We start from the raw sequence: 18427 nt of genomic DNA, 5'->3' as shown, positions 1-18427 counted from the left end.
ATATGGATGAAATAGGTATCCTAAAAGTTGCATCTTATTCAAAAAAAAGTTACCTTCACATCAAAAATAGGAGGAGAGTGTATGAGACGAGGATTATTTATATTCATGGCATGGATATGTGTCGTTGGAATTCAGGCACAGTCTGACTTTTCGTTTATTTTAAATAAAGAAGGTAAAATCATCGTCCTGCCTAAAAACAAGACGTATGAGTTGAACATCCCGAAAGCCTCTTATAAGACATTTACCCCTGCGGGGACACGGGATATCGATATTAAACTGCGGGAGTTCACGCCCGATATTCCCCATACGTCCCTACAAGAGCGTCCGATGGATATGCAGATATCTTCCGCCGCCTATCAGCCGTTCTTTAACGTATATACCCCGATGCTTCGGGAGGTATCGCCAATGGCGTTGGATTTCAATGAGACTTATATGAAACGGCTAAACGAAAGTTTCGATCTTATCGCTAACGGTGTTCAATATACATGGCCGGGAGTCGGAGGCATGACGATCATGAACGGGGGTATTTCTTGGCACAGCGGCAATTGGAGTCTTTATGGCGGAGGATTCGGGGGTCGTTTCTTTAGTCCCTTCAACCCTAGTCCCGGAATAACAGCGGGCGCAAACGTACTAGTGGAATATCAACCTACTGACTGGTTGAAACTGAAAGGCTGGGGACAATACGCTTATTACGCCGACGAGTACAACAACCCCCATATGCTCAGCAACCCTTTTCTCTACCATACCCAAGTGGGCGGCTCAATGGAGTTCAAGGTTACTGATAATTTTTGGATGGGAGCCGGTATCAACTATGAATACAACCCGGTACGACGGAAAATGGAACCACAGTTCCTAGTCTATCCCGTCTTCAAATCGGGCCGCTTCAAGATTGGAATGTGAGGAAGACGCTATTTCCGTCTCAAACATTCCTACGTGGCAACTGCCTAGGATACCGACGCCACCGTCTATATTGCTAAATACACGGATCGGTTCGGCCAGACCGCCATCGATCAAAAGGTTCGAAACTGAATCCGTGTCTTTATCTTGCAAAACTTTCAGATATCGATAGTATTCCGCCGAGATAGCATATAGGTGTACCCGTAGGTGCTTAGGAGGAATCGGAAGAAAATCTTCCTCATTTAGATCTTCTATCCCTATCGAATCTGGAACTACTTTTAGCGGATATGATCCATAATAAGGTTCATAATAATACTCATCCGTTAGGCGCAAGGTATATTCTTTACCGTTGATCAATTCGTCTGAAAAGACTTTCCCCCCATTTCCGGAGATCCAATCATTGCCTAATATCTGATCCAAGGCAGTCAAGGATTCCCCAAAAACAGGTTCAGTCGCATAGTTTGGACTCACCGAGAACCATTTATATTCTCCTGTATATTCCTTAGCTATTCCATCAAAAACAGGAATGCCCTCTTCCATACGGAGTAAATAATAATTCTCCTCGGCAGGGTTATCTTTGAGTGTTACCTGATAAATCGCATTCTGGCGAGCAGAACCAAAAGAGCCAGCTACCGTAGCATATGTTACCCCCGCTTTCAAGACCTGAGCAGGCGCTGGCATGACCGTCTCAGCGCTTGCCCCCCCATATTCCGGATAAGAAGCTTCCACACGGATACGATCCCCTTTCACTGGTATAAAATCAGACTTGAAATAACCTTTCGTGTTAAATGCCTCATCCCCCTCCTGAAAGCTCATACGCTCTTTAAAAACGCCATTCACGAATAAATTCACCTCGGCTTTATCCAAAGTCACGTTCGGATGATCATCCGTGAAAAACCAAGTACGAGAGACACTTACGGTTAAGGGTTCGCCGGTTATAGCGACACAGTTCACTACCAAGGTAGGATCCGGCCGTAAGGATTCAAGGTCGATCTCCTTGATGCAAGACATCAAACCAAACAGGCTTACTATACAAATCGTATTTATTAGAATATTCTTTATCTGTTTCATCTTCCTAGAATTTATAAGTATATGATAGGGAAGGTATGATAGGCATAATACCTATCAACTTAAAACAAGGTTTTGTTTTACCGCTATAGGGAGAAGAAGAATCTGGGACTAAGTTATTCGTTCGTTCCCAGTTATCACTTTTATAGACCATAAACGGATTCATCCGGCTATATACATTATAAATACTGATATTCCAGATGCCCATTCGTCCCTTCTTCTTCGGACGGTAAATATTAAGTCCCAAATCCAGACGATGATAAGCCGGCATCTGGTAATTATTACGACGTGTATACAAATCCACCACTTCCCCGGATGGTTCCCACCAGTTATTTATCTTGTATTGGTTGGAAATATTAAGCGTACCAGCTTGCTCATAACTCTCCAACGACAAGGTCATTCGATTGCCGGAAGTATACGTCCAAGCGGCTGTCAGTTCCACCTTATCCGACAGTTTATGTGAAACCACGATATTCAGCTTATGCCGGTTATCGTAACGTGCCGGAAAGCGTCGCCCGTTATCGATCTCATCGAAACGCCGATCCGACCATGAAAGTGTATATCCTATCCAACCGGTCGTACGTCCGCTTTCCTTGCGAGCCAAGAACTCCACGCCATACGAACGTCCCTTGCCGACCGCCATTTTTTCCTCCCAAGCCGCCGTACCGGGCAAGAAGGAATAGCCGTCTTTATAATCCAACAGGTTCTTCATCCATTTATAATACCCCTCTACCGAGAAACTATAAGAACGCATCAGATTATAATAGAAACCAGCGGAGACTTGATCGCTGATTAAAGGTTTCAACTTACGGGTAACAGGCATCCACGCATCCGTCGGCAAATTTATATAACTGTTGCCCAATAAATGGATATATTGCCCCATACGGGCGTATGAGGCTTTGAAGCTAAGATCGTCACGTAGCAACCATCTCAAGGAAGCGCGAGGCTCCAATAAGGTATAAGCCTTCCGCTCTACATTGAACAGGCTAAACCGAAGCCCCGCATTCAAACGCAAGCTAGGTAAGACATTCCAATCATCCTCTCCGAAGACAGCCGCCTCACGGGCCCATAGCAGATCATTCGTATATATTTTCCCTATATTCGAAAACTCCAGCATACCGGAACCGGCTGCTTTCACCTCATTATACTCCGGGCGGAAACGGTGCATCAAGAAATCCCCTCCAAAACGAATCACATGCGACGTAGAAGGCGTGTAATCAAAAGAGGAACGGACGCCCATATCCAAGATAGAGGTAGAACTACTCGTTTCCGATGAAGAAGAGAGATAATTATCTTCTCCTTCCACACCATAATTATATTCTTTTGAACTCCGTACATTCGAGCGATACCGTGAAAAGACCCCGGAAACCCGTCCGAACAAACGGTTATTGAAGACATAAGTCCAGCCCAAGGTTCCCATCAAATTACCCCAACGCAGCGATGAATGGGTACCATCCGTATAAGGGACTTGCTCTTCTTTTGTTGAGAAATCCGTTCCCCCTCCTTTTAATACATCATTCCCGTTATATAAGCTGAAAAACATCCGGCTGCGATCGCTGAAACGATGATTAAGCTTTAAATTCAAATCGTGAAAAGCGTAACGAAGATTTATTTTATGACCGTCTTTTCGAACCTTATTTGCTATCGCTATCGCTGGGGCAGAGAGTACATCTAGCCACGAGCGTCTAAGCGCTATCTGAAAAGCCGTGCGATCCTTGATGATAGGGCCTTCCAAGCTCAGATTACCGGAGATCAGCCCGATCGTAGCGCTACCATGGTACTCTTTCATATTGCCCTCTTTGGTATGGACATCTACCACAGACGAGAGTCGCCCGCCATATCTCGCAGGGAAACCCGCCTTGAAAAAGTCCAGATTACGGATCGCCTCCGGATTGAAAGCGGAGAATAGCCCGCCGACATGATTGATCTGGTAAACCGGATTACCGTCTATCAAAAACAAATTTCCATCTTGGTCGCCGCCACGAACATATAAACCGGCCAGTCCCTCTGTCCCACTGGCTACACCCGGAGTCAGTTGCAAGGTCTTCACGATATCGGACTCACCAAACAGGGTCGGTGTCGCCTTGATCGTCTTCTGGCTAAACTCCATCGTTCCCATCAAGGTGTTATTTACAGACAAACGATCCCGCTCCGAGGCCGTAACTACCACTTCCTCCAGACGGGCGTTCGGACGCAACTCAATATTTAATATGGTATCCCTATCCAATTCCGTGAAATTAAAGGAACAGCTCTCATAACCAATGTAAGAAGCATGCAAGCGGATATTCCCCGGCGGAAGCGTCAAACTGAAAAAACCATAGCTATTCGTAGCCGAGCCTTTCCGGCTGGCGACCTCATAAACAGAGGCTCCGATCAGAGACTCCGAGGACGCTTGGTCCCTCACGAAGCCGCTGATCGTTACCTGTCTCTGTCTACGCTTCAGAATCACGATCTTTCCACTCACCTTATACACGATCGGATACGACTCGAACAAGCGGGTCAAACAATCCGTCAATGCCTCATCTTTCACTTGGAAACTGATCTTCGGAAGCTCTTTCAACAAAGAAGACTCATACGAGAAGGTCACGCCCGCCTGTCTTTCGATCTCTGACAAGACCTCCGGCAACGAAACCTCCTTCATACGCAACGTAATCCGGGGATCATCCTTCGTCTTGGCTGATTGGGCCAAGAGGTCTGGAACAGGCATAAAAATCATCCAGCAAAAAATGGCCATAAGCCATTTATTCATCCACTCTGTCATCATTCTACTTTATTGAGTTCATTGATAAGACAGGATCTCCCGGAAATACCCCTATCAAGGAAAAGCCTTTTTTTCATACCTCGTGAACTTACCGCTTCATGATGTATGAACCGGCAAGCACAGGTCGTCAACGCGGGATGGGCTTATCCATCCCAAGGATTCCAATAAGGAGGCACCGTGTCTCTCGGCATCGTGATACGCAATTTATCCTCTTGATATCCGGCGACAATCCCAAAGCCGTTCTCCACATTCGAATACGTATCGGCAGGCTCTATCAACGCCCCGAAATTCGCATCGCCGATCGTGATAGAGTAGCCCCTCATAATCTTCATATATCGATAATAATCCTCGGAGATAGACAACAGGCGCACATCGTAATGAACGTCCATAGAAAGGGTATCACTCTCATACGAGTATTCAACAGGAAAAACAGAAACCTTAATAGCATTCGTATTAACCAGATCCTCCCCTCTAAATACACCCATACAGTAACGCCCATCCATCTGGCTCGTGATAGGACTACCTCCAAAAGACTGGAAAACAGGATCCTCATAATCCACGCTAAAACCAGAATAATACCAACTATATCCTCCTAAGCTACGGAAAGAGGTTACGGTACGGGTACTATCCCCCTTCCGGAAGTCCAAGATCTGCTCCACGATTAAACGATAATAGGAATCCGTCTCAACCCCGATTTTAACAGAGAAACGCAGATATTCGGCATTGTAGGCAGAAGATCGATAGGATAAGGTATCCACCTCATAAATCCGTGCCCGACCGGGGATACGAGTTTCCCCGGATACCGGCTCATACCCATCGGCCTCGGCCTCTATACGCAAACAATCCCTCTGTCTCACGAAACAACCGGGCAGAACATATTGCCCCCGTGAATGTATAGAATCTTCCGGCAGGTCATCATTGCGCATAAGACCTTGAAACTCATCATTGACATAGACACGGACTTTTGCGTCGGATAGCTCAAAATCGGGAACGCTATCCATGATAAACCATGTTTTCGAGAGATGAGCACACACCTCCTTTCCGGGACATACCGATGCGTTCAGTACAATCCGATCCGGCAGATCCTCCAAATCAATCTCCACATCCCGAACGCAAGAGACCATCAATAATCCTAACACGAACAGGTAAGGTAAATATCTTCTCATAAGCTAGAATTTATAAGTATAAGAAACCGAGGGCATGCAATAGAACAAAATCGTCTCCTGTAGCACTACATGATATCGCTGATTTATATCCTGGTTTACCATAACCTCCGTCATGAAGGGATTCGGTTTCAAATACGTATTGTATATACTTATGTTCCAAATCCCCATCCGACCCTTCTTTTTATATCGATAAAAATTCACGCCCAGATCCAAACGGTGATAAGGAGACAATTGATAATTATTACGAGCGCTCAAACCTGAATTCATCGGTCTGTATGAATCTACTCCGGCATACCCGTTCTCTTTCTGATAAATCGGAGACAGATATTTATACTCCGGCAAGCTAATATGGTTTCCTGAGGCGAACACCCAAGCTCCCGTTAACTCCACCTTCCGGGATAACTTACGAGAAACGACCACATTCACCTTATGCCGGTTGTCGAAGCGAAACGGGAAATGACGCCCCTTATTCACGGAACCATCCGGAAACCACCGATCCGACCAAGAGAGCGTATACCCGATCCATCCGGTTGTCTTCCCATTTGTCTTTTGCGCCATAAACTCCACACCATAGGTCTTACCCTTTCCCAAACCGACCCGGTCTTCCCAACCGGAGAAATGTGTCTCAACCGGCCAATGATCCTTATAATCAATCAAGTTATTCAACCGTTTATAATACCCCTCGATCGAGAAATCATACATCCGTTTCAGATTATAATAAAGCCCGGCGGTAATCTGGTGAGAACTCATCGGAGGGACTTGCTCCGTCACCGGGACCCAAATATCCGTAGGCTGGTTCACATAGGTATTCGATAATAAGTGGACATATTGGTTCATCTTACTGTAGGATATCTTCGCCGATAGATCCGGACGAAGTAAATAACGTGCCGACAAACGAGGCTGAAAAGAATGATAGATCTCATTCTCTACATGAAACAAGGTATACCGCAATCCGGCATTCACCCGCAAGCGATCCGTGACCCGCATCTCATCCTCGGCAAACAAAGAGAACTCATGCCCTTTTATCAAGGAATAATCATACAAAAGCTCATATACGGGATTTACTAACGAATCGTTCACCCAAGACCGTTGCTGGCTATTCTCCGGGCGAAAATTATGATACAGGTAATCCGTGCCCATTCGTATCCGGTGATTCATTGAAGGACTGTAATCCACCGACAAACGTACGCTCAGATCCTCCATCTCCGATTTATAACGGCTATCCCGCTTAATTGATTGCCGCTCTGCCCTATTTCCTTCGATTTCATACCCCTTCGCCTCTTGCCGGATATGCGAGCGAAAACGGCTGTAGCCCACCATTAGATTACCAAACAGCTTTTGCCCGAACACGTAGTTCCACCCTGCGGAGCCGATCAAGTTTCCCCAACGCCAGAGAAACATATCATCCGAATCCTCATGCTTCTCCTTGCTTCCCTGCCGAAAAGCATCTTGCCCCATATAAAAGCTCAAATAGGCCCGGCTACGTTCCGAGAAAGAATGGTTCACCTTCGCGTTTATATCAAAAAAGTGATAACCGAAACTCTCCTTGGTATCACTGTTCTTATTAATGATCGCCAAAGCCGTCCCTGTTATCAAATCCAACCACGTACGGCGTACCGAGACATTAAACGAGGAGCGATCCTTAACAATCGGCCCCTCCAGATTCGCCCGTGCGGAAAGCAAACCCACGGAGATATTCCCGTGATACTCCTGCCGGTTACCGTCATTCATACGGACATCTACAACCGACGAGAGCCTTCCGCCGTATTCCGCCGGAAAGCTCCCTTTATAAAACCGGGTATTCTTTATCGCGTCCGGGTTGAACGCCGAGAAAAACCCCAACAAATGGTTCACATGATAGACCGGATTTCCATCCAGCAGATACAAATTCTCATCGGCCCCGCCCCCACGCACATACAAGCCGGTCATTCCCTCGGTGCCTACCGCCACGCCCGGCAACTGCTGTAAGGTCTTCACCAGATCCGCCTCCCCCAGCAAAGCGGGCATCGACTTCACCCGCTCGGCAGGTACGTCGATCACCCCCGCACGGCTACTCAATATCTCGTAGCGAGGCCGGGTCCCCCGAATAACGACCTCGCCTAACGAGGCCAATGACCTCAACGGGAAGTCGATCATCGTATCCCTTTGCAAATCGATCTCTATCTCCATCGCCTTAAAGCCCACATACGAGGCCCTAAGGCGAACCTTACCGGGTGGAAGTATCAAGCTGTAAAAGCCGTAATTATTAGACATCGTCCCTCCCCTCGAACTTTTCACCAGAACCGAGGCCCCCAACAAACTCTCATACGAGGCTGAATCCCTGACGAATCCGCTGATCGTATATTGACGGGGCTTTCGCTTTAAGATGATATATTGCCCCGTAACCCGATAGATAATCGGTAATGGGGAAAATAAGCGCTTCAAGCAGTACGACAAGGATTCATCCCGGACCGACAGGGAAACCTCTGGCAGCTCTTTCAGCAGAGAAGACTCGTACGAGAAGAACAATCCGGTTTGTTTCTCAAGCTCCATCAATATATCCAACAGGGGAACCTGCCGCATATCCAACGTAACCGTCGGCGTAGGTTCGGGCATCTGCGCATATAGATGTCCCATCCAACCGGGAAGCAAAAGAATCCCTATCAGCCATACAACAATAGATCTCATAAATGATCTGATTTTATTTCTTCGAAGTGGAAACCAAACGTGCGTCCAATGTCTGGTTAACAACCTGCAAGACATCCTCCAAAGGCAGATTATTAAAAGTAGCGGTCAATCTCGCTCCCTCATTCTTTGTCTGGTTCGCAATCTTGACTTGATAATAATCACTCAAGTCCTCAATCACCTTATCCAGCGGTGTCTCCATAAAACGAAGTTGCCCTGTCCTCCAAGCTAACTTGTTCACGTCTTCTTCCGTCACTACCGTTATCTCCTTGTTCTCCATAGAATACTGAGCCGACATTCCAGCGGTAAGTATCACATTCTCCTTTTCCTCCCCGGCGGTAAAACATACCTTGCCGGTAACTACATTGACTTCCGTAACGGTAGGCTTCTCATCTATCTGGAAACTTGTTCCCAGCACCGTAACTTCCGTTTGGCTCGTTTTCACTGAGAAAGGGCGTGCCTCGTTCCTCGTCACTTGGAAAAAGGCCTTTCCATTCATCTCCACGGCACGCCTCTCTTTATCATATCTCTTCGCGTCATACCGGATCCATGAATCGCCGGCCAAAGCGACCAAGGTACTATCCGGAAGGTAAACATCTTTCATTTGTCCGGGGGCGGTAGTAATCGCAACCCAATCCGGGGCGTTTCTCTCTACCGTAAACCATGTCCCCAAACCTACGAGCACTAACACGACAGCGGCCGCCCCGATCCAATACCGGCGAAACGAGACCTTCCGGCTAATCGCATGCTCAGAAGCGAACTTCTGCCATGCCTTATCCGGGTCAAGGCTTCCTTCCCGATAGCGTTTCGCTACGAAACGGATGCGTTGTTCCAATTTATTGTCATGCTCGTTATTATTCATAACTATTCCTTCTATTTAATAAGTCCTTCCAGTCTCATACCATTGGAATCCGACATTTGGGGCCTGCCCCTTCTTCAATGGAACTCCCACGCTCATACTCGGCGAGATCCTAGACGATACGCAAGATGAGAAAATCATCATCGACACCGCGAATATAAATACCCACTTTATACAAACCATCGCTTTCATCCTATTTTCTCTTTAAAATGTGTATCCCAAGGTAAAACTAGCCGTATGATAGTTCAGACCTATGTTATAAGCATATCCCTTGTATTGCTTATCTATACCCAGATCATAGCCAACCTTAAAAGCGACCCGTTTCACCTCTATACCAGCCTCTATGGTAGCTCCCCAGTCAAAACGAGGCGCTACCGCATATCCTTGGCCGGGATTAAACGGGTTATATGATATTTCCTTATTATAGGGCAGCTTTCCTTTTAAAGAATAATCACTTTCCTCATACGTCACTTTTCCTCCCAAGCCAACCGCCAAATAGGGACCGACCGCCAAATGTAACCGAACATCCTTACTTACCTGCCAATCGAAACGAGCCAAGATCGGTAATTGGATATATTCACGATGCTCCTTCTGACTGCGATGCCTTATACCTTCTACATCAAAATCCTTAATTCCATAGGTATCATAATAGAAGCCCGTAAAGCCGTAACCATTACCATAACCGTATCCCCACAGATTCAAATAATCACTGGAAACGGGATAGAGAAATATACTCGTACCTTCCCGTCCCCCATATGGACTCTCACTAGTTCCATAAATCTCACTATAAGAAGACAGCCCCTTCCCCCGTCGCACATAATACAAACCGGATTGAAGCGAGAACCAGCCCGATCCGAATGTATAAGAGACCGCAGCCCCAGCCTTAAAGCCTACCTTTGCGACATCTCCCTTATACTTTGTCACGTTCATACCGGCTTCCGGCGTCACTTTCCATTGCGCTTGGGCCGAGATCACGCACATCATCAACATCACAAATACCACCAACTTCCTCATACACTCTCCATGCTTTAATGAAATAAACAAGTAACCTTTATCTCTAAGACAGAGAAATATGAAAAACCCCTATTCCTTTCTATAAAATTTATCCGAAAAAGAACATATAAACACGGATAGCGGTCTCTCGCAAAGCTTTCAATGCCTTGCTCATCTGGTTCTCAACCGTTTTTACCGATAAATTCAATTCCTCCGCGATCTCTTGGTATTTCAAGCCATCCCGTTTGGATAACAAGAAAATCTTCTTCCGTTCGGGAGGTAACCGATCGATAGCGTCCCACAGGCGGGCGTCACGCTCCGATCGCAGGATGTCTTCCTCTTCCGAGGTATCTTCTACGTCGGGTAACTGCTCGGTGGCCTCAGCGTTTACGGGTTGTGAGGTAAATGAAAGAGAACGGTTCCTCACCGCTTGATATAAATAAGCCTTGAGATTCCCGATCACATTACCAGCCCGGTTCTTATCCCATACATCCGCGAAGGCCTGTTGCACGATATCCTCGGCATCGTCTACCTGATCGGTATAACGAAGCGCAAACAAACACAAGGGCTTATATAAACTCTTGAAATGATGTTCAAATTCTTGGGTGGTAATAGCAGCCATACGTTTGTTATCTGTAACTATTCACCGCAAAGTAACAACCTTTTCTTTTTAACAAATCGCTTTTCAGGTTCTTTATAATGGTTTTAATAAAAAGAAAGCGTTTAAGGACTTATCCCTAAACGCTTTTTCTTATTTTTAATTAATAAGCATCAATATGGACGAAAACCGATAATCTGGCGTACCTCATTTAAAGTCTTAGAAGCGCTCTCACGAGCTTTCTCCGCACCCATACGGGCTACCTTATCCAGATATTCCGTATTGGCGGCCATATCCAAGATACGCTCACGGATCGGAGCGGAGAACTTATTGATATCCTCAGCCAACTGCTTTTTCATATCGCCGTAACGAATCTCGCAATTGTTGTATTTCTCATTAAAGAAATCATAGGTCTCTTTCTCGGAGACAATTTCCATCATCGTGAATAAATTGGCGATCGGCTCGGGCTTCACGCTATTCGGCTCGGTTGGTCCCGCATCGGAAACCGCTTTCATAACCTTCTTCTTGATTGTTTTCTCATCATCGATCAAGTAGATCGCGTTACCCTCACTCTTACCCATCTTACCGGAGCCATCCAAGCCCGGTACTTTCACGGACTTATCGCCCAAATGGAACGAAGCTGGTTCCGGGAAGAAATCTACTCCATAGGTAGAATTGAAACGGCGGGCGAAACGACGAGCCATTTCCATATTCTGCTCCTGATCCTTACCTACAGGAACCTTCAACGCCTTATGGATAATAATATCGGCGGCCATCAAGGTCGGGTAAGTCAACAAACCAGCGCTTACGCTATGTTTATTACCTTCATTAAAAATCTCTTTCTCTACATCGCCTTCACATCCTTCCCGGCTGATATGCAACTGCTGACGGGCCTTATCCTTAAAGGAAGCCGTACGCATCAACTCGCCGATACCGGCGTTCATATTCAAATATAGATACAACTCTACCACCTCCGGCACATCGCTCTGAATATAAATGGTAGCTTTTTCCGGATCGATACCACAAGCCAGATATTCCGAGAGGATCGTCTTTACGCTATTTCGTATATTGTCAGGATGCGGGTGAGTAGTCAACGAATGCCAATCAGCGATAAAGAAGAAGCAATTATACTCATCTTGCATCCGCAAGAAACTCTTTACCGCGCCAAAGTAATTGCCTAGATGCAGATTACCTGTTGGTCTGATTCCACTTACTACTGTTTCCATGTCTTGTTATTTTTAGTTTTCAAGTGGCGGCAAAGATAGTAATATTCTCACAATATACATATATTATATGCCGCAGATCCTCCTAACCACCTATTATAACGGTGGGACATCCCAATACGATTTGCCCTCCGTGAGCTGTCGTATCTCCCATTCTGGCGGCAGGTTTACCGCAGATCATCACGGTGGAAGATCCTTTAATGATCGTATCCGGAGGACCTACGCAAACGCAACTATCCCCCATTACCGCCGCCGGTAGCTTGCCGATTAGAACAGTCGCCGCTCCCGGCCCTACGATAGGACCGCCTACATGGGGTATCGGTGATGGCCAAGCCGGGGTTTGCATAGGACATGTATGCATATCTGTCAATCTTGCTGCTGGAGGCATATTTATTACTTTTTAGTTAACGATTTATTGAAATGATAATCTACAAATATATAATATTTATCATGAATATACTACTTTTGCGCGCTAATATTTTTAATCATGAATGCAAAAGCAAAAGGATATGTTCTAGGGGCTATCGCCGCCGCGACTTATGGAATGAACCCCTTGTTCGCCCTACCCTTGTATAAAGCCGGTATGAATCCGGATTCAGTCCTGTTTTTCAGATATTTATTCGCGATCCCAGTATTGGGTATCATGATCAAAGCGAGAGGGCGGAACTTTAAGTTGAAACCCAACGAGATCGTTCCTTTAATCCTCATGGGGTTGTTGGTTTCCTTCTCTTCCCTAGCCTTATTCCAAAGCTATAATTATATGGAAGCAGGCATCGCCTCGACTTTGCTGTTTGTCTATCCGATCTTAGTGGCGCTGATCATGGCGTTTGTCTTCAAGGAGAAATTAACGTTACAAACCATCTTTTGTATCTTGCTGGCATTAGGCGGTATCGGCTTACTTTATAAAAGTGGCGACGGAACGACTCTTAGTTTAACCGGTGTCCTGTTGGTCATGGCTTCCGCTCTTTCCTATGCTATTTATATCGTAGGCGCAAATCGTCCGCTATTGAAGAATATCGCTACGTTGAAACTTACGTTCTATGTCTTGCTTTTCGGAATGACCTTGTTTTTAGTCCGTATAGATTTCGGCAGGAGCCTTCACATTGTCCATGATTGGTATTTATGGGGTAACCTGATCGCTTTAGCCATATTCCCAACCGCTATCTCTTTCCTTTGCACGACACTAGCGGTCCAATATATCGGCTCCACCCCAACGGCGATCCTCGGAGCCTTGGAACCGTTGACCGCCGTATTCTTCGGAGTGACTGTCTTCGGTGAATCATTAACGTTACGATTGTGTTGCGGAATCATCTTGATCATCCTAGCCGTTACCCTCATTATCGCAGGAAGTAACGTAACAAGCCACCTAGTCCGTTTCCGAAAGCTTTTCCCAAGGCTTCCGCTTAAGAAAAAGAACGCTAAAGAACCTGCATCCTCATAATATTACCCAACGTCCCGATTTGTTGCTACCTTCACGTTTTAAATAACCGGCATCACGAAGTTCTTTAATCTTTTTTTCAATAGAACGACGGGTAACAGAAAGAGTAGCTGCTATTTCATCAAGGGTGACGTTGGGGTTACGTCGGATTTGTTCAATGATTTGCCCTGAATTTATACCGAACTTATCCCGAACTTTATCCCGAACTTTATCCCGAACTTCGCTTTCCTTGGTTTGGATGATCGGAGTTCCTTGATGTTCTTTCAGAGTATTCAAAATCTCTTGAAGCATAAAATCAATGAATGGGCCGGAATCTGCCGCTGCAGTACTGGCTTGTATAGCATTGTAATAAGCTTCTTGATTGGCATAAACCATATTTTCTACAGGCAAGTACTCAAAAAGGGGGTGGAGTCGTCCCAAAATAAGTGATTGCCAAAGACGACCTGTACGTCCATTTCCATCACTGAACGGATGAATAAACTCAAATTCGTAATGGAATACGCAGCTACGGATGAGTAAATGATCCTTAGCTTGCTTAAGCCATTCAAATAAATCCTCAATAAGTTTTGGTACTCTATCTGCAGGAGGAGCCATGTGAACCAAGCCTTTTTCCGAAAATACGCCAACTCCGCCACTACGGAATTTTCCGGCATCATCGGTGAGCGCCATCATCATTGTGCCATGCGCTTTTAGTAAGTCTTTCACGTTGAACGGGTTTAAACCGCTATAAAGTTCATATGTCTTTATGGCGTTCTTGACTTCTTGAATCTGGCGCAAAGAAGCCACAACGGTTTTACCATCAATGATGTCTTTCACTTCGTCTTCCGACAACGTATTACCTTCTATGGCCAACGAGCTGTGAATCGTTCTCACCCGGTTGGCTTTTCGCAATCTCAGTTTGTCGTTTTGTTCCAAACGAATTGCGTACCGCTCAATCTGCGCAGATATTTCCGCAATCAGATTGATGGCATTTGCTGAGATTGTGAATGGTGGTACATACATCATATTCATGGGATTTTCGCAAATATAGGAAAAAAGATTCTCTAGTGACGCTCATTTTATGAAAAACACATACTTAATAAAGGAAATCATATTACTTTAGTCATTATTCGAAGACTATTCTACGGGTCTGTCGCATATCTATGACAAATTCGTAAATTCATTTGCTACAATCAATTATTTTACATATGTTTGCGACAAACAATACGTATCCAACCATGATCACCAAGTTTGCGACATGTTTATTGTTCCTTGCCTTGCTCCTAAATAGTTGTCAGCAAAGGAATCAACCCACCTCTCCCCAATATGAAGCGGAGTATAATCGTTCGACGACTCCGGCCCTCATTGATATAGAAAAGGCGCTGGACCATCCGGCGATGTTGAAACTGAGTCAAATAGCCTCTAAGCTGGAATATTATAATGTTGGAGACGCTCGTTACACGGTAACACAAGCGATCGCTATTCCGGATAGCGACGCTTTCATCACATTCAATAACCCACGTATTTATTATCGTAAGCAAGGCATTCCCAGCAAACGATATGGATTTAAGGCCTTGGATTATAAATGGAACCATGGTATGAACGGCCTTAATCTATTTTACGACAGGAAAACAACCCGTATGTACTGCGCCTTGAGCGGCCTCGACCAAGACAATAAAAAAGATTCGACCACATTCAACGATATAAGGCCATGTATCGGGGAATTACCCACATTAGATACGATGCTGACCATTCAGAATTATATATTCCCCGAAAACCTGCCTACCAAATATTCGATAAATGCGGATGCCAGTCAAATAGTAGGCTTCTCCTCCTCGGGATATATGCTTTGTGATTATGCGGAAGGCTCTAAAATCCCGAAAGGAATAACGACATTCAACCTTCGAGGAGATACGCTTTGCAAATTCATCCTTGCGGATACCAAGGATATTAACGTCTCTCCGGATACGATCACCCGGTTTCAAACCTTTTATTGGAATACGGATCAAGACCGAATGAATTTCTTGATTCCTTATCGAGATACGGTATACCAGCTTTCAAGTTCCCACTCGATCACCCCTTTATATGCGCTTCATAAAGACAATCAAGATAAACCGACCGGTCTTCGTTCTTTCTTGGAGAATCCGAACGGGCTATTTATGGGAGTCTTTCAAAAAGGTTCTCCCGCCATCTATAATTGGCTGGGATGGCTGGACGATTACAAACCGGTTATCACTCATCGAGTAGTCTATCTCAAGAAAGAGAAGAAAACATACGCCTTACCCAAAAGCTCCGGAGGATTTATCAATGATATAGATGATGGACTTCCGTTCTGGCCAGACGGACAAACCGATGACTGTGTTTATATGATTCGTACCGTCACCGAAATGCGTGAGACCGTTAAACGCACAGGCTCCTCCCGCCAAAAAGACCTGATCAAATTCTTAGACGATCCTAAAGTGTTCGAGAGGGATTATGTAATGATCGTGGCAAGACCCTAATTGGATATTCAATCAATAAACAACCTAAAGATAGCAGATCATGAGAACATTATTATACCTATCCTTTTTCATTATATGTTTAAGCTGTACACAAAATTCCACAACAGAGAAACATATAAGTAGCATGGACAACATTGTCGATGTAAAGCATAACGTAAAAGAAATAAGTACCGGAGAGATTATGATCAATCGATATCCCCGAATTTACTTGATGGATAATTATTTAATCATACAGGATTATAAGGCTTATGACAACCTCATCTATATCTTTGACAAGAACACCTTTAAATTCTTAGCCAGTACAGGACAGAAAGGAGAAGGTCCCTCCGAAATCGCAAATATGGGAGACATAGGTATTGATGAAGTCCGCCGGAAATTCTATGTAACGGATCATGGCAAACAGAAAATCTTTAGTTTCGATTTGGATAGCGTTCTAGCTGATCCCACTTACATACCTTACGTAAAAATGAATATCGACATCGAAAGATTCCCAAGCGATTATCAATATATAAATGATACATTATGCATAGGCAGGATCATACAGCCTATAGGGACTAATGATTTCAAGCCCAGCATCGGTAAATGGAATATGGTAACCGGAGATATCCAAATCATGAAATACGAACACCCGGAAATAGAGAAAAAGCGTATAGTATGCGATGCTTCCATGGAGCATAATATATATGTGGAAGCTTACAATTACCACGATTTGATCACGATATGCGATTTAGATGGTAATCTAAAATATAACTTATATGGCCCTAGATGGGACAACCGGAAAACTAACAAGATAGAATATTATCGCTCCATCGTATTTTGTGGTGATAAGATATTCGCTTGTTATTCCGGACAAGATAACTTCCTCAAAGATAAAAGCGGGAACCTCCTCCCGACTCCTTGCACTCAAATTCGTGTCTTTGACCTAAACGCGAATTATCTCTATACTTTAGATATAGGATATAACATCATCAATCTTCGCTATGACAAAGGAAACGAGCGGATCATTATGAGCATGGAGGATGAGATTCAGTTTGCTTATTTAAATTTAGAATAAAATATATGCATTCATTTTAAATACAATAAACGAATGAAACTACAACCATTTTTCCGATTCCTATCACTCTTGCTCTTTATCCTCTCTTCTTGTGAGCAAGCAGAGAAAAGTAGGTCTTATCAATTAGTAAGATCCGATCAGACCTTGGCTTTCAGCTTGGATGATAAGACAAAAAACGTAACCCCTTTCTTATCGTACTATCGTGACAAAAAGGGAAAGGAATATATTGTGTTACAATCTTACTCCATGCAGTCCCGTAGCAATAAATTCTATTTTTATGATAAGGATAGTCAAGAACTAGCGTTCAAGATAGAACCGGAGATCGAGGGTTCAAATGGAGTAGGCCGTGTATTAGGATGCTATATACAGGATTGGGACAGCCTATATCTCACCAGCTTATTTGAACCAGAGATCATACGCATCAATAAGGATTGCCAAATACTAGAAAAAATAAATTATGAGGAAGCAAATGATGGCACAAGACTTTACAACAGTAGTTTCCTAAGTTTCAGAACCGCCACCCTGATAGGGAGGGATCTATATATCTATTCAGATCCCAACCGTTTGATAGAGAAAGATTATGTCTCCGCTACTATCAATCTCGACACGAAGGAGATCAGAGCATTACCTTTTGTTTATCCGGACTATCCCGGCTCTTCGGTCAAATTGAAACGATACGGGCTAGAGGGTAGCTATAGCCGTTCTTTTGATGGGCAGCGATTTGTATATTCTTTCATTTACGATGAATCTGTCTATGTGGCGAATATCGCACACGACTCCATCCGCAAGGTATCCGTGAAAAGCGAGTATATCGACCAAGTGCAATTGCCAGACGAGCTAACCGCCCAAGCGATCGATTTCTGTCAAAACGCGATGTATGGAGACTTGATATACGATCCTTACCGAGAGGTTTTTTATCGGATCGCTTATCCATCCACTACGATCGAGAAAGGGGTTAAAGCTATGGAACTTATAGAATATGGACGAAAGACCTTTTCAATCATAATCCTTGACAAAGAGTTAAACAAGCTAGGAGAGACTCTTTTCCCTAATTACACGTACAATTCAAGACAATTATTAGTTTTACCCGATGGCCTTTACATATGTAACAGCCATTTCATGAACCCCGATTTCAACGACGATATATTAAGTTTTATTCGTTTCGATCTAGTTTCTCGATACGGCCGGAGATAAACAAATACTGTATATCAGCATATTACAGCAAG

At 44.5% G+C, this 18427-nt stretch carries 16 protein-coding genes; 5 read left to right on the top strand and 11 right to left on the bottom strand.

What is annotated here, in order from left to right:
- Positions 1-81: 81 nt before the first annotated feature.
- Positions 82-900 carry a hypothetical protein gene (locus DWY79_RS14190; RefSeq protein WP_122369539.1) on the top strand — a complete coding sequence of 273 codons (819 nt, stop codon included), beginning with the start codon at positions 82-84 and terminating at the stop codon, positions 898-900.
- Here the strand turns inward: DWY79_RS14190 and DWY79_RS14185 are convergent.
- The 10 genes from DWY79_RS14185 to DWY79_RS14145 all read right to left on the bottom strand — a co-directional run bounded on the left by DWY79_RS14185 (position 853) and on the right by DWY79_RS14145 (position 12617).
- The gene (locus DWY79_RS14185; RefSeq protein ID WP_122369538.1) at positions 853-1968 is read right to left on the bottom strand and encodes a DUF4249 domain-containing protein; all 1116 of its coding nucleotides are present in this window, start codon (positions 1966-1968) and stop codon (positions 853-855) included. The genes DWY79_RS14190 and DWY79_RS14185 overlap by 48 nt on opposite strands.
- A gap of 4 nt (positions 1969-1972) precedes the next feature.
- Entirely contained in the window at positions 1973-4729 is a 2757-nt protein-coding gene (locus DWY79_RS14180) for a TonB-dependent receptor (protein WP_122369537.1), read from the bottom strand.
- Positions 4730-4869: 140 nt separating this feature from the next.
- Positions 4870-5892, bottom strand: a complete 1023-nt coding sequence (locus DWY79_RS14175; RefSeq protein WP_121961549.1) for a DUF4249 domain-containing protein — start codon at positions 5890-5892, stop codon at positions 4870-4872.
- A gap of 3 nt (positions 5893-5895) precedes the next feature.
- The gene (locus DWY79_RS14170; RefSeq protein WP_008772829.1) at positions 5896-8559 is read right to left on the bottom strand and encodes a TonB-dependent receptor; all 2664 of its coding nucleotides are present in this window, start codon (positions 8557-8559) and stop codon (positions 5896-5898) included.
- 13 nt (positions 8560-8572) lie between these two features.
- The gene (locus tag DWY79_RS14165) at positions 8573-9418 is read right to left on the bottom strand and encodes a FecR family protein (protein WP_008772830.1); all 846 of its coding nucleotides are present in this window, start codon (positions 9416-9418) and stop codon (positions 8573-8575) included.
- A gap of 15 nt (positions 9419-9433) precedes the next feature.
- The gene (locus DWY79_RS23060) at positions 9434-9607 is read right to left on the bottom strand and encodes a hypothetical protein (RefSeq protein WP_005859549.1); all 174 of its coding nucleotides are present in this window, start codon (positions 9605-9607) and stop codon (positions 9434-9436) included.
- Positions 9608-9619: 12 nt separating this feature from the next.
- Positions 9620-10429, bottom strand: a complete 810-nt coding sequence (locus tag DWY79_RS14160) for a porin family protein (RefSeq protein WP_034531632.1) — start codon at positions 10427-10429, stop codon at positions 9620-9622.
- A gap of 88 nt (positions 10430-10517) precedes the next feature.
- A complete protein-coding gene (locus tag DWY79_RS14155) occupies positions 10518-11030 on the bottom strand; it encodes an RNA polymerase sigma-70 factor (RefSeq protein ID WP_005859552.1) in 513 nt (170 codons plus the stop codon).
- A 149-nt stretch (positions 11031-11179) separates the two neighbouring features.
- Positions 11180-12232 (bottom strand): tryptophan--tRNA ligase, encoded by a 1053-nt coding sequence (gene trpS, locus DWY79_RS14150; protein WP_122369536.1) that lies wholly within the window; start codon positions 12230-12232, stop codon positions 11180-11182.
- Between the two features lie 82 nt (positions 12233-12314).
- Positions 12315-12617, bottom strand: coding sequence for a PAAR domain-containing protein (locus DWY79_RS14145; RefSeq protein ID WP_009016867.1), 303 nt, complete (start codon positions 12615-12617; stop codon positions 12315-12317).
- 99 nt (positions 12618-12716) lie between these two features.
- Between DWY79_RS14145 and DWY79_RS14140 the strand changes: the two genes are divergently transcribed.
- Positions 12717-13670 carry a DMT family transporter gene (locus tag DWY79_RS14140; RefSeq protein WP_122369535.1) on the top strand — a complete coding sequence of 318 codons (954 nt, stop codon included), beginning with the start codon at positions 12717-12719 and terminating at the stop codon, positions 13668-13670.
- Here DWY79_RS14140 and DWY79_RS14135 read toward each other — a convergent pair.
- Positions 13665-14669 carry a Fic family protein gene (locus tag DWY79_RS14135; protein ID WP_122369549.1) on the bottom strand — a complete coding sequence of 335 codons (1005 nt, stop codon included), beginning with the start codon at positions 14667-14669 and terminating at the stop codon, positions 13665-13667. The two genes, DWY79_RS14140 and DWY79_RS14135, sit on opposite strands and share 6 nt — an antisense overlap.
- A gap of 215 nt (positions 14670-14884) precedes the next feature.
- Between DWY79_RS14135 and DWY79_RS14130 the strand changes: the two genes are divergently transcribed.
- The 3 genes from DWY79_RS14130 (at position 14885) to DWY79_RS14120 (ending at position 18395) form a co-directional block, all read left to right on the top strand.
- The gene (locus DWY79_RS14130) at positions 14885-16147 is read left to right on the top strand and encodes a DUF4933 domain-containing protein (protein WP_122369534.1); all 1263 of its coding nucleotides are present in this window, start codon (positions 14885-14887) and stop codon (positions 16145-16147) included.
- 124 nt (positions 16148-16271) lie between these two features.
- Complete coding sequence (locus DWY79_RS14125; protein ID WP_306797874.1) at positions 16272-17201, top strand: 6-bladed beta-propeller; 930 nt, start codon at positions 16272-16274, stop codon at positions 17199-17201.
- 33 nt (positions 17202-17234) lie between these two features.
- Positions 17235-18395: a DUF4221 domain-containing protein gene (locus DWY79_RS14120; protein WP_122369533.1), complete on the top strand. Its 1161-nt coding sequence runs from the start codon at positions 17235-17237 to the stop codon at positions 18393-18395.
- Positions 18396-18427: the final 32 nt, after the last annotated feature.

It is taken from the genome of Parabacteroides sp. AF27-14 (genome assembly GCF_003635425.1).
Taxonomy (GTDB): Bacteria; Bacteroidota; Bacteroidia; order Bacteroidales; family Tannerellaceae; genus Parabacteroides; species Parabacteroides distasonis.
This window is presented reverse-complemented; position numbering and strand designations above follow the sequence as displayed.

Coding starts and splice junctions, on each gene's coding strand:
- trpS (WP_122369536.1), bottom strand. CDS start 12,232: ATGGAAACAGTAGTAAGTGGAATCAGACCAACAGGTAATCTGCATCTA.
- DWY79_RS14140 (WP_122369535.1), top strand. CDS start 12,717: ATGAATGCAAAAGCAAAAGGATATGTTCTAGGGGCTATCGCCGCCGCG.
- DWY79_RS14130 (WP_122369534.1), top strand. CDS start 14,885: ATGATCACCAAGTTTGCGACATGTTTATTGTTCCTTGCCTTGCTCCTA.
- DWY79_RS14170 (WP_008772829.1), bottom strand. CDS start 8,559: ATGAGATCTATTGTTGTATGGCTGATAGGGATTCTTTTGCTTCCCGGT.
- DWY79_RS14190 (WP_122369539.1), top strand. CDS start 82: ATGAGACGAGGATTATTTATATTCATGGCATGGATATGTGTCGTTGGA.
- DWY79_RS14160 (WP_034531632.1), bottom strand. CDS start 10,429: ATGAGGAAGTTGGTGGTATTTGTGATGTTGATGATGTGCGTGATCTCG.
- DWY79_RS14145 (WP_009016867.1), bottom strand. CDS start 12,617: ATGCCTCCAGCAGCAAGATTGACAGATATGCATACATGTCCTATGCAA.
- DWY79_RS14185 (WP_122369538.1), bottom strand. CDS start 1,968: ATGAAACAGATAAAGAATATTCTAATAAATACGATTTGTATAGTAAGC.
- DWY79_RS14135 (WP_122369549.1), bottom strand. CDS start 14,669: ATGTATGTACCACCATTCACAATCTCAGCAAATGCCATCAATCTGATT.
- DWY79_RS14180 (WP_122369537.1), bottom strand. CDS start 4,729: ATGATGACAGAGTGGATGAATAAATGGCTTATGGCCATTTTTTGCTGG.
- DWY79_RS14125 (WP_306797874.1), top strand. CDS start 16,272: ATGGACAACATTGTCGATGTAAAGCATAACGTAAAAGAAATAAGTACC.
- DWY79_RS14175 (WP_121961549.1), bottom strand. CDS start 5,892: ATGAGAAGATATTTACCTTACCTGTTCGTGTTAGGATTATTGATGGTC.
- DWY79_RS14120 (WP_122369533.1), top strand. CDS start 17,235: ATGAAACTACAACCATTTTTCCGATTCCTATCACTCTTGCTCTTTATC.
- DWY79_RS23060 (WP_005859549.1), bottom strand. CDS start 9,607: ATGAAAGCGATGGTTTGTATAAAGTGGGTATTTATATTCGCGGTGTCG.
- DWY79_RS14155 (WP_005859552.1), bottom strand. CDS start 11,030: ATGGCTGCTATTACCACCCAAGAATTTGAACATCATTTCAAGAGTTTA.
- DWY79_RS14165 (WP_008772830.1), bottom strand. CDS start 9,418: ATGAATAATAACGAGCATGACAATAAATTGGAACAACGCATCCGTTTC.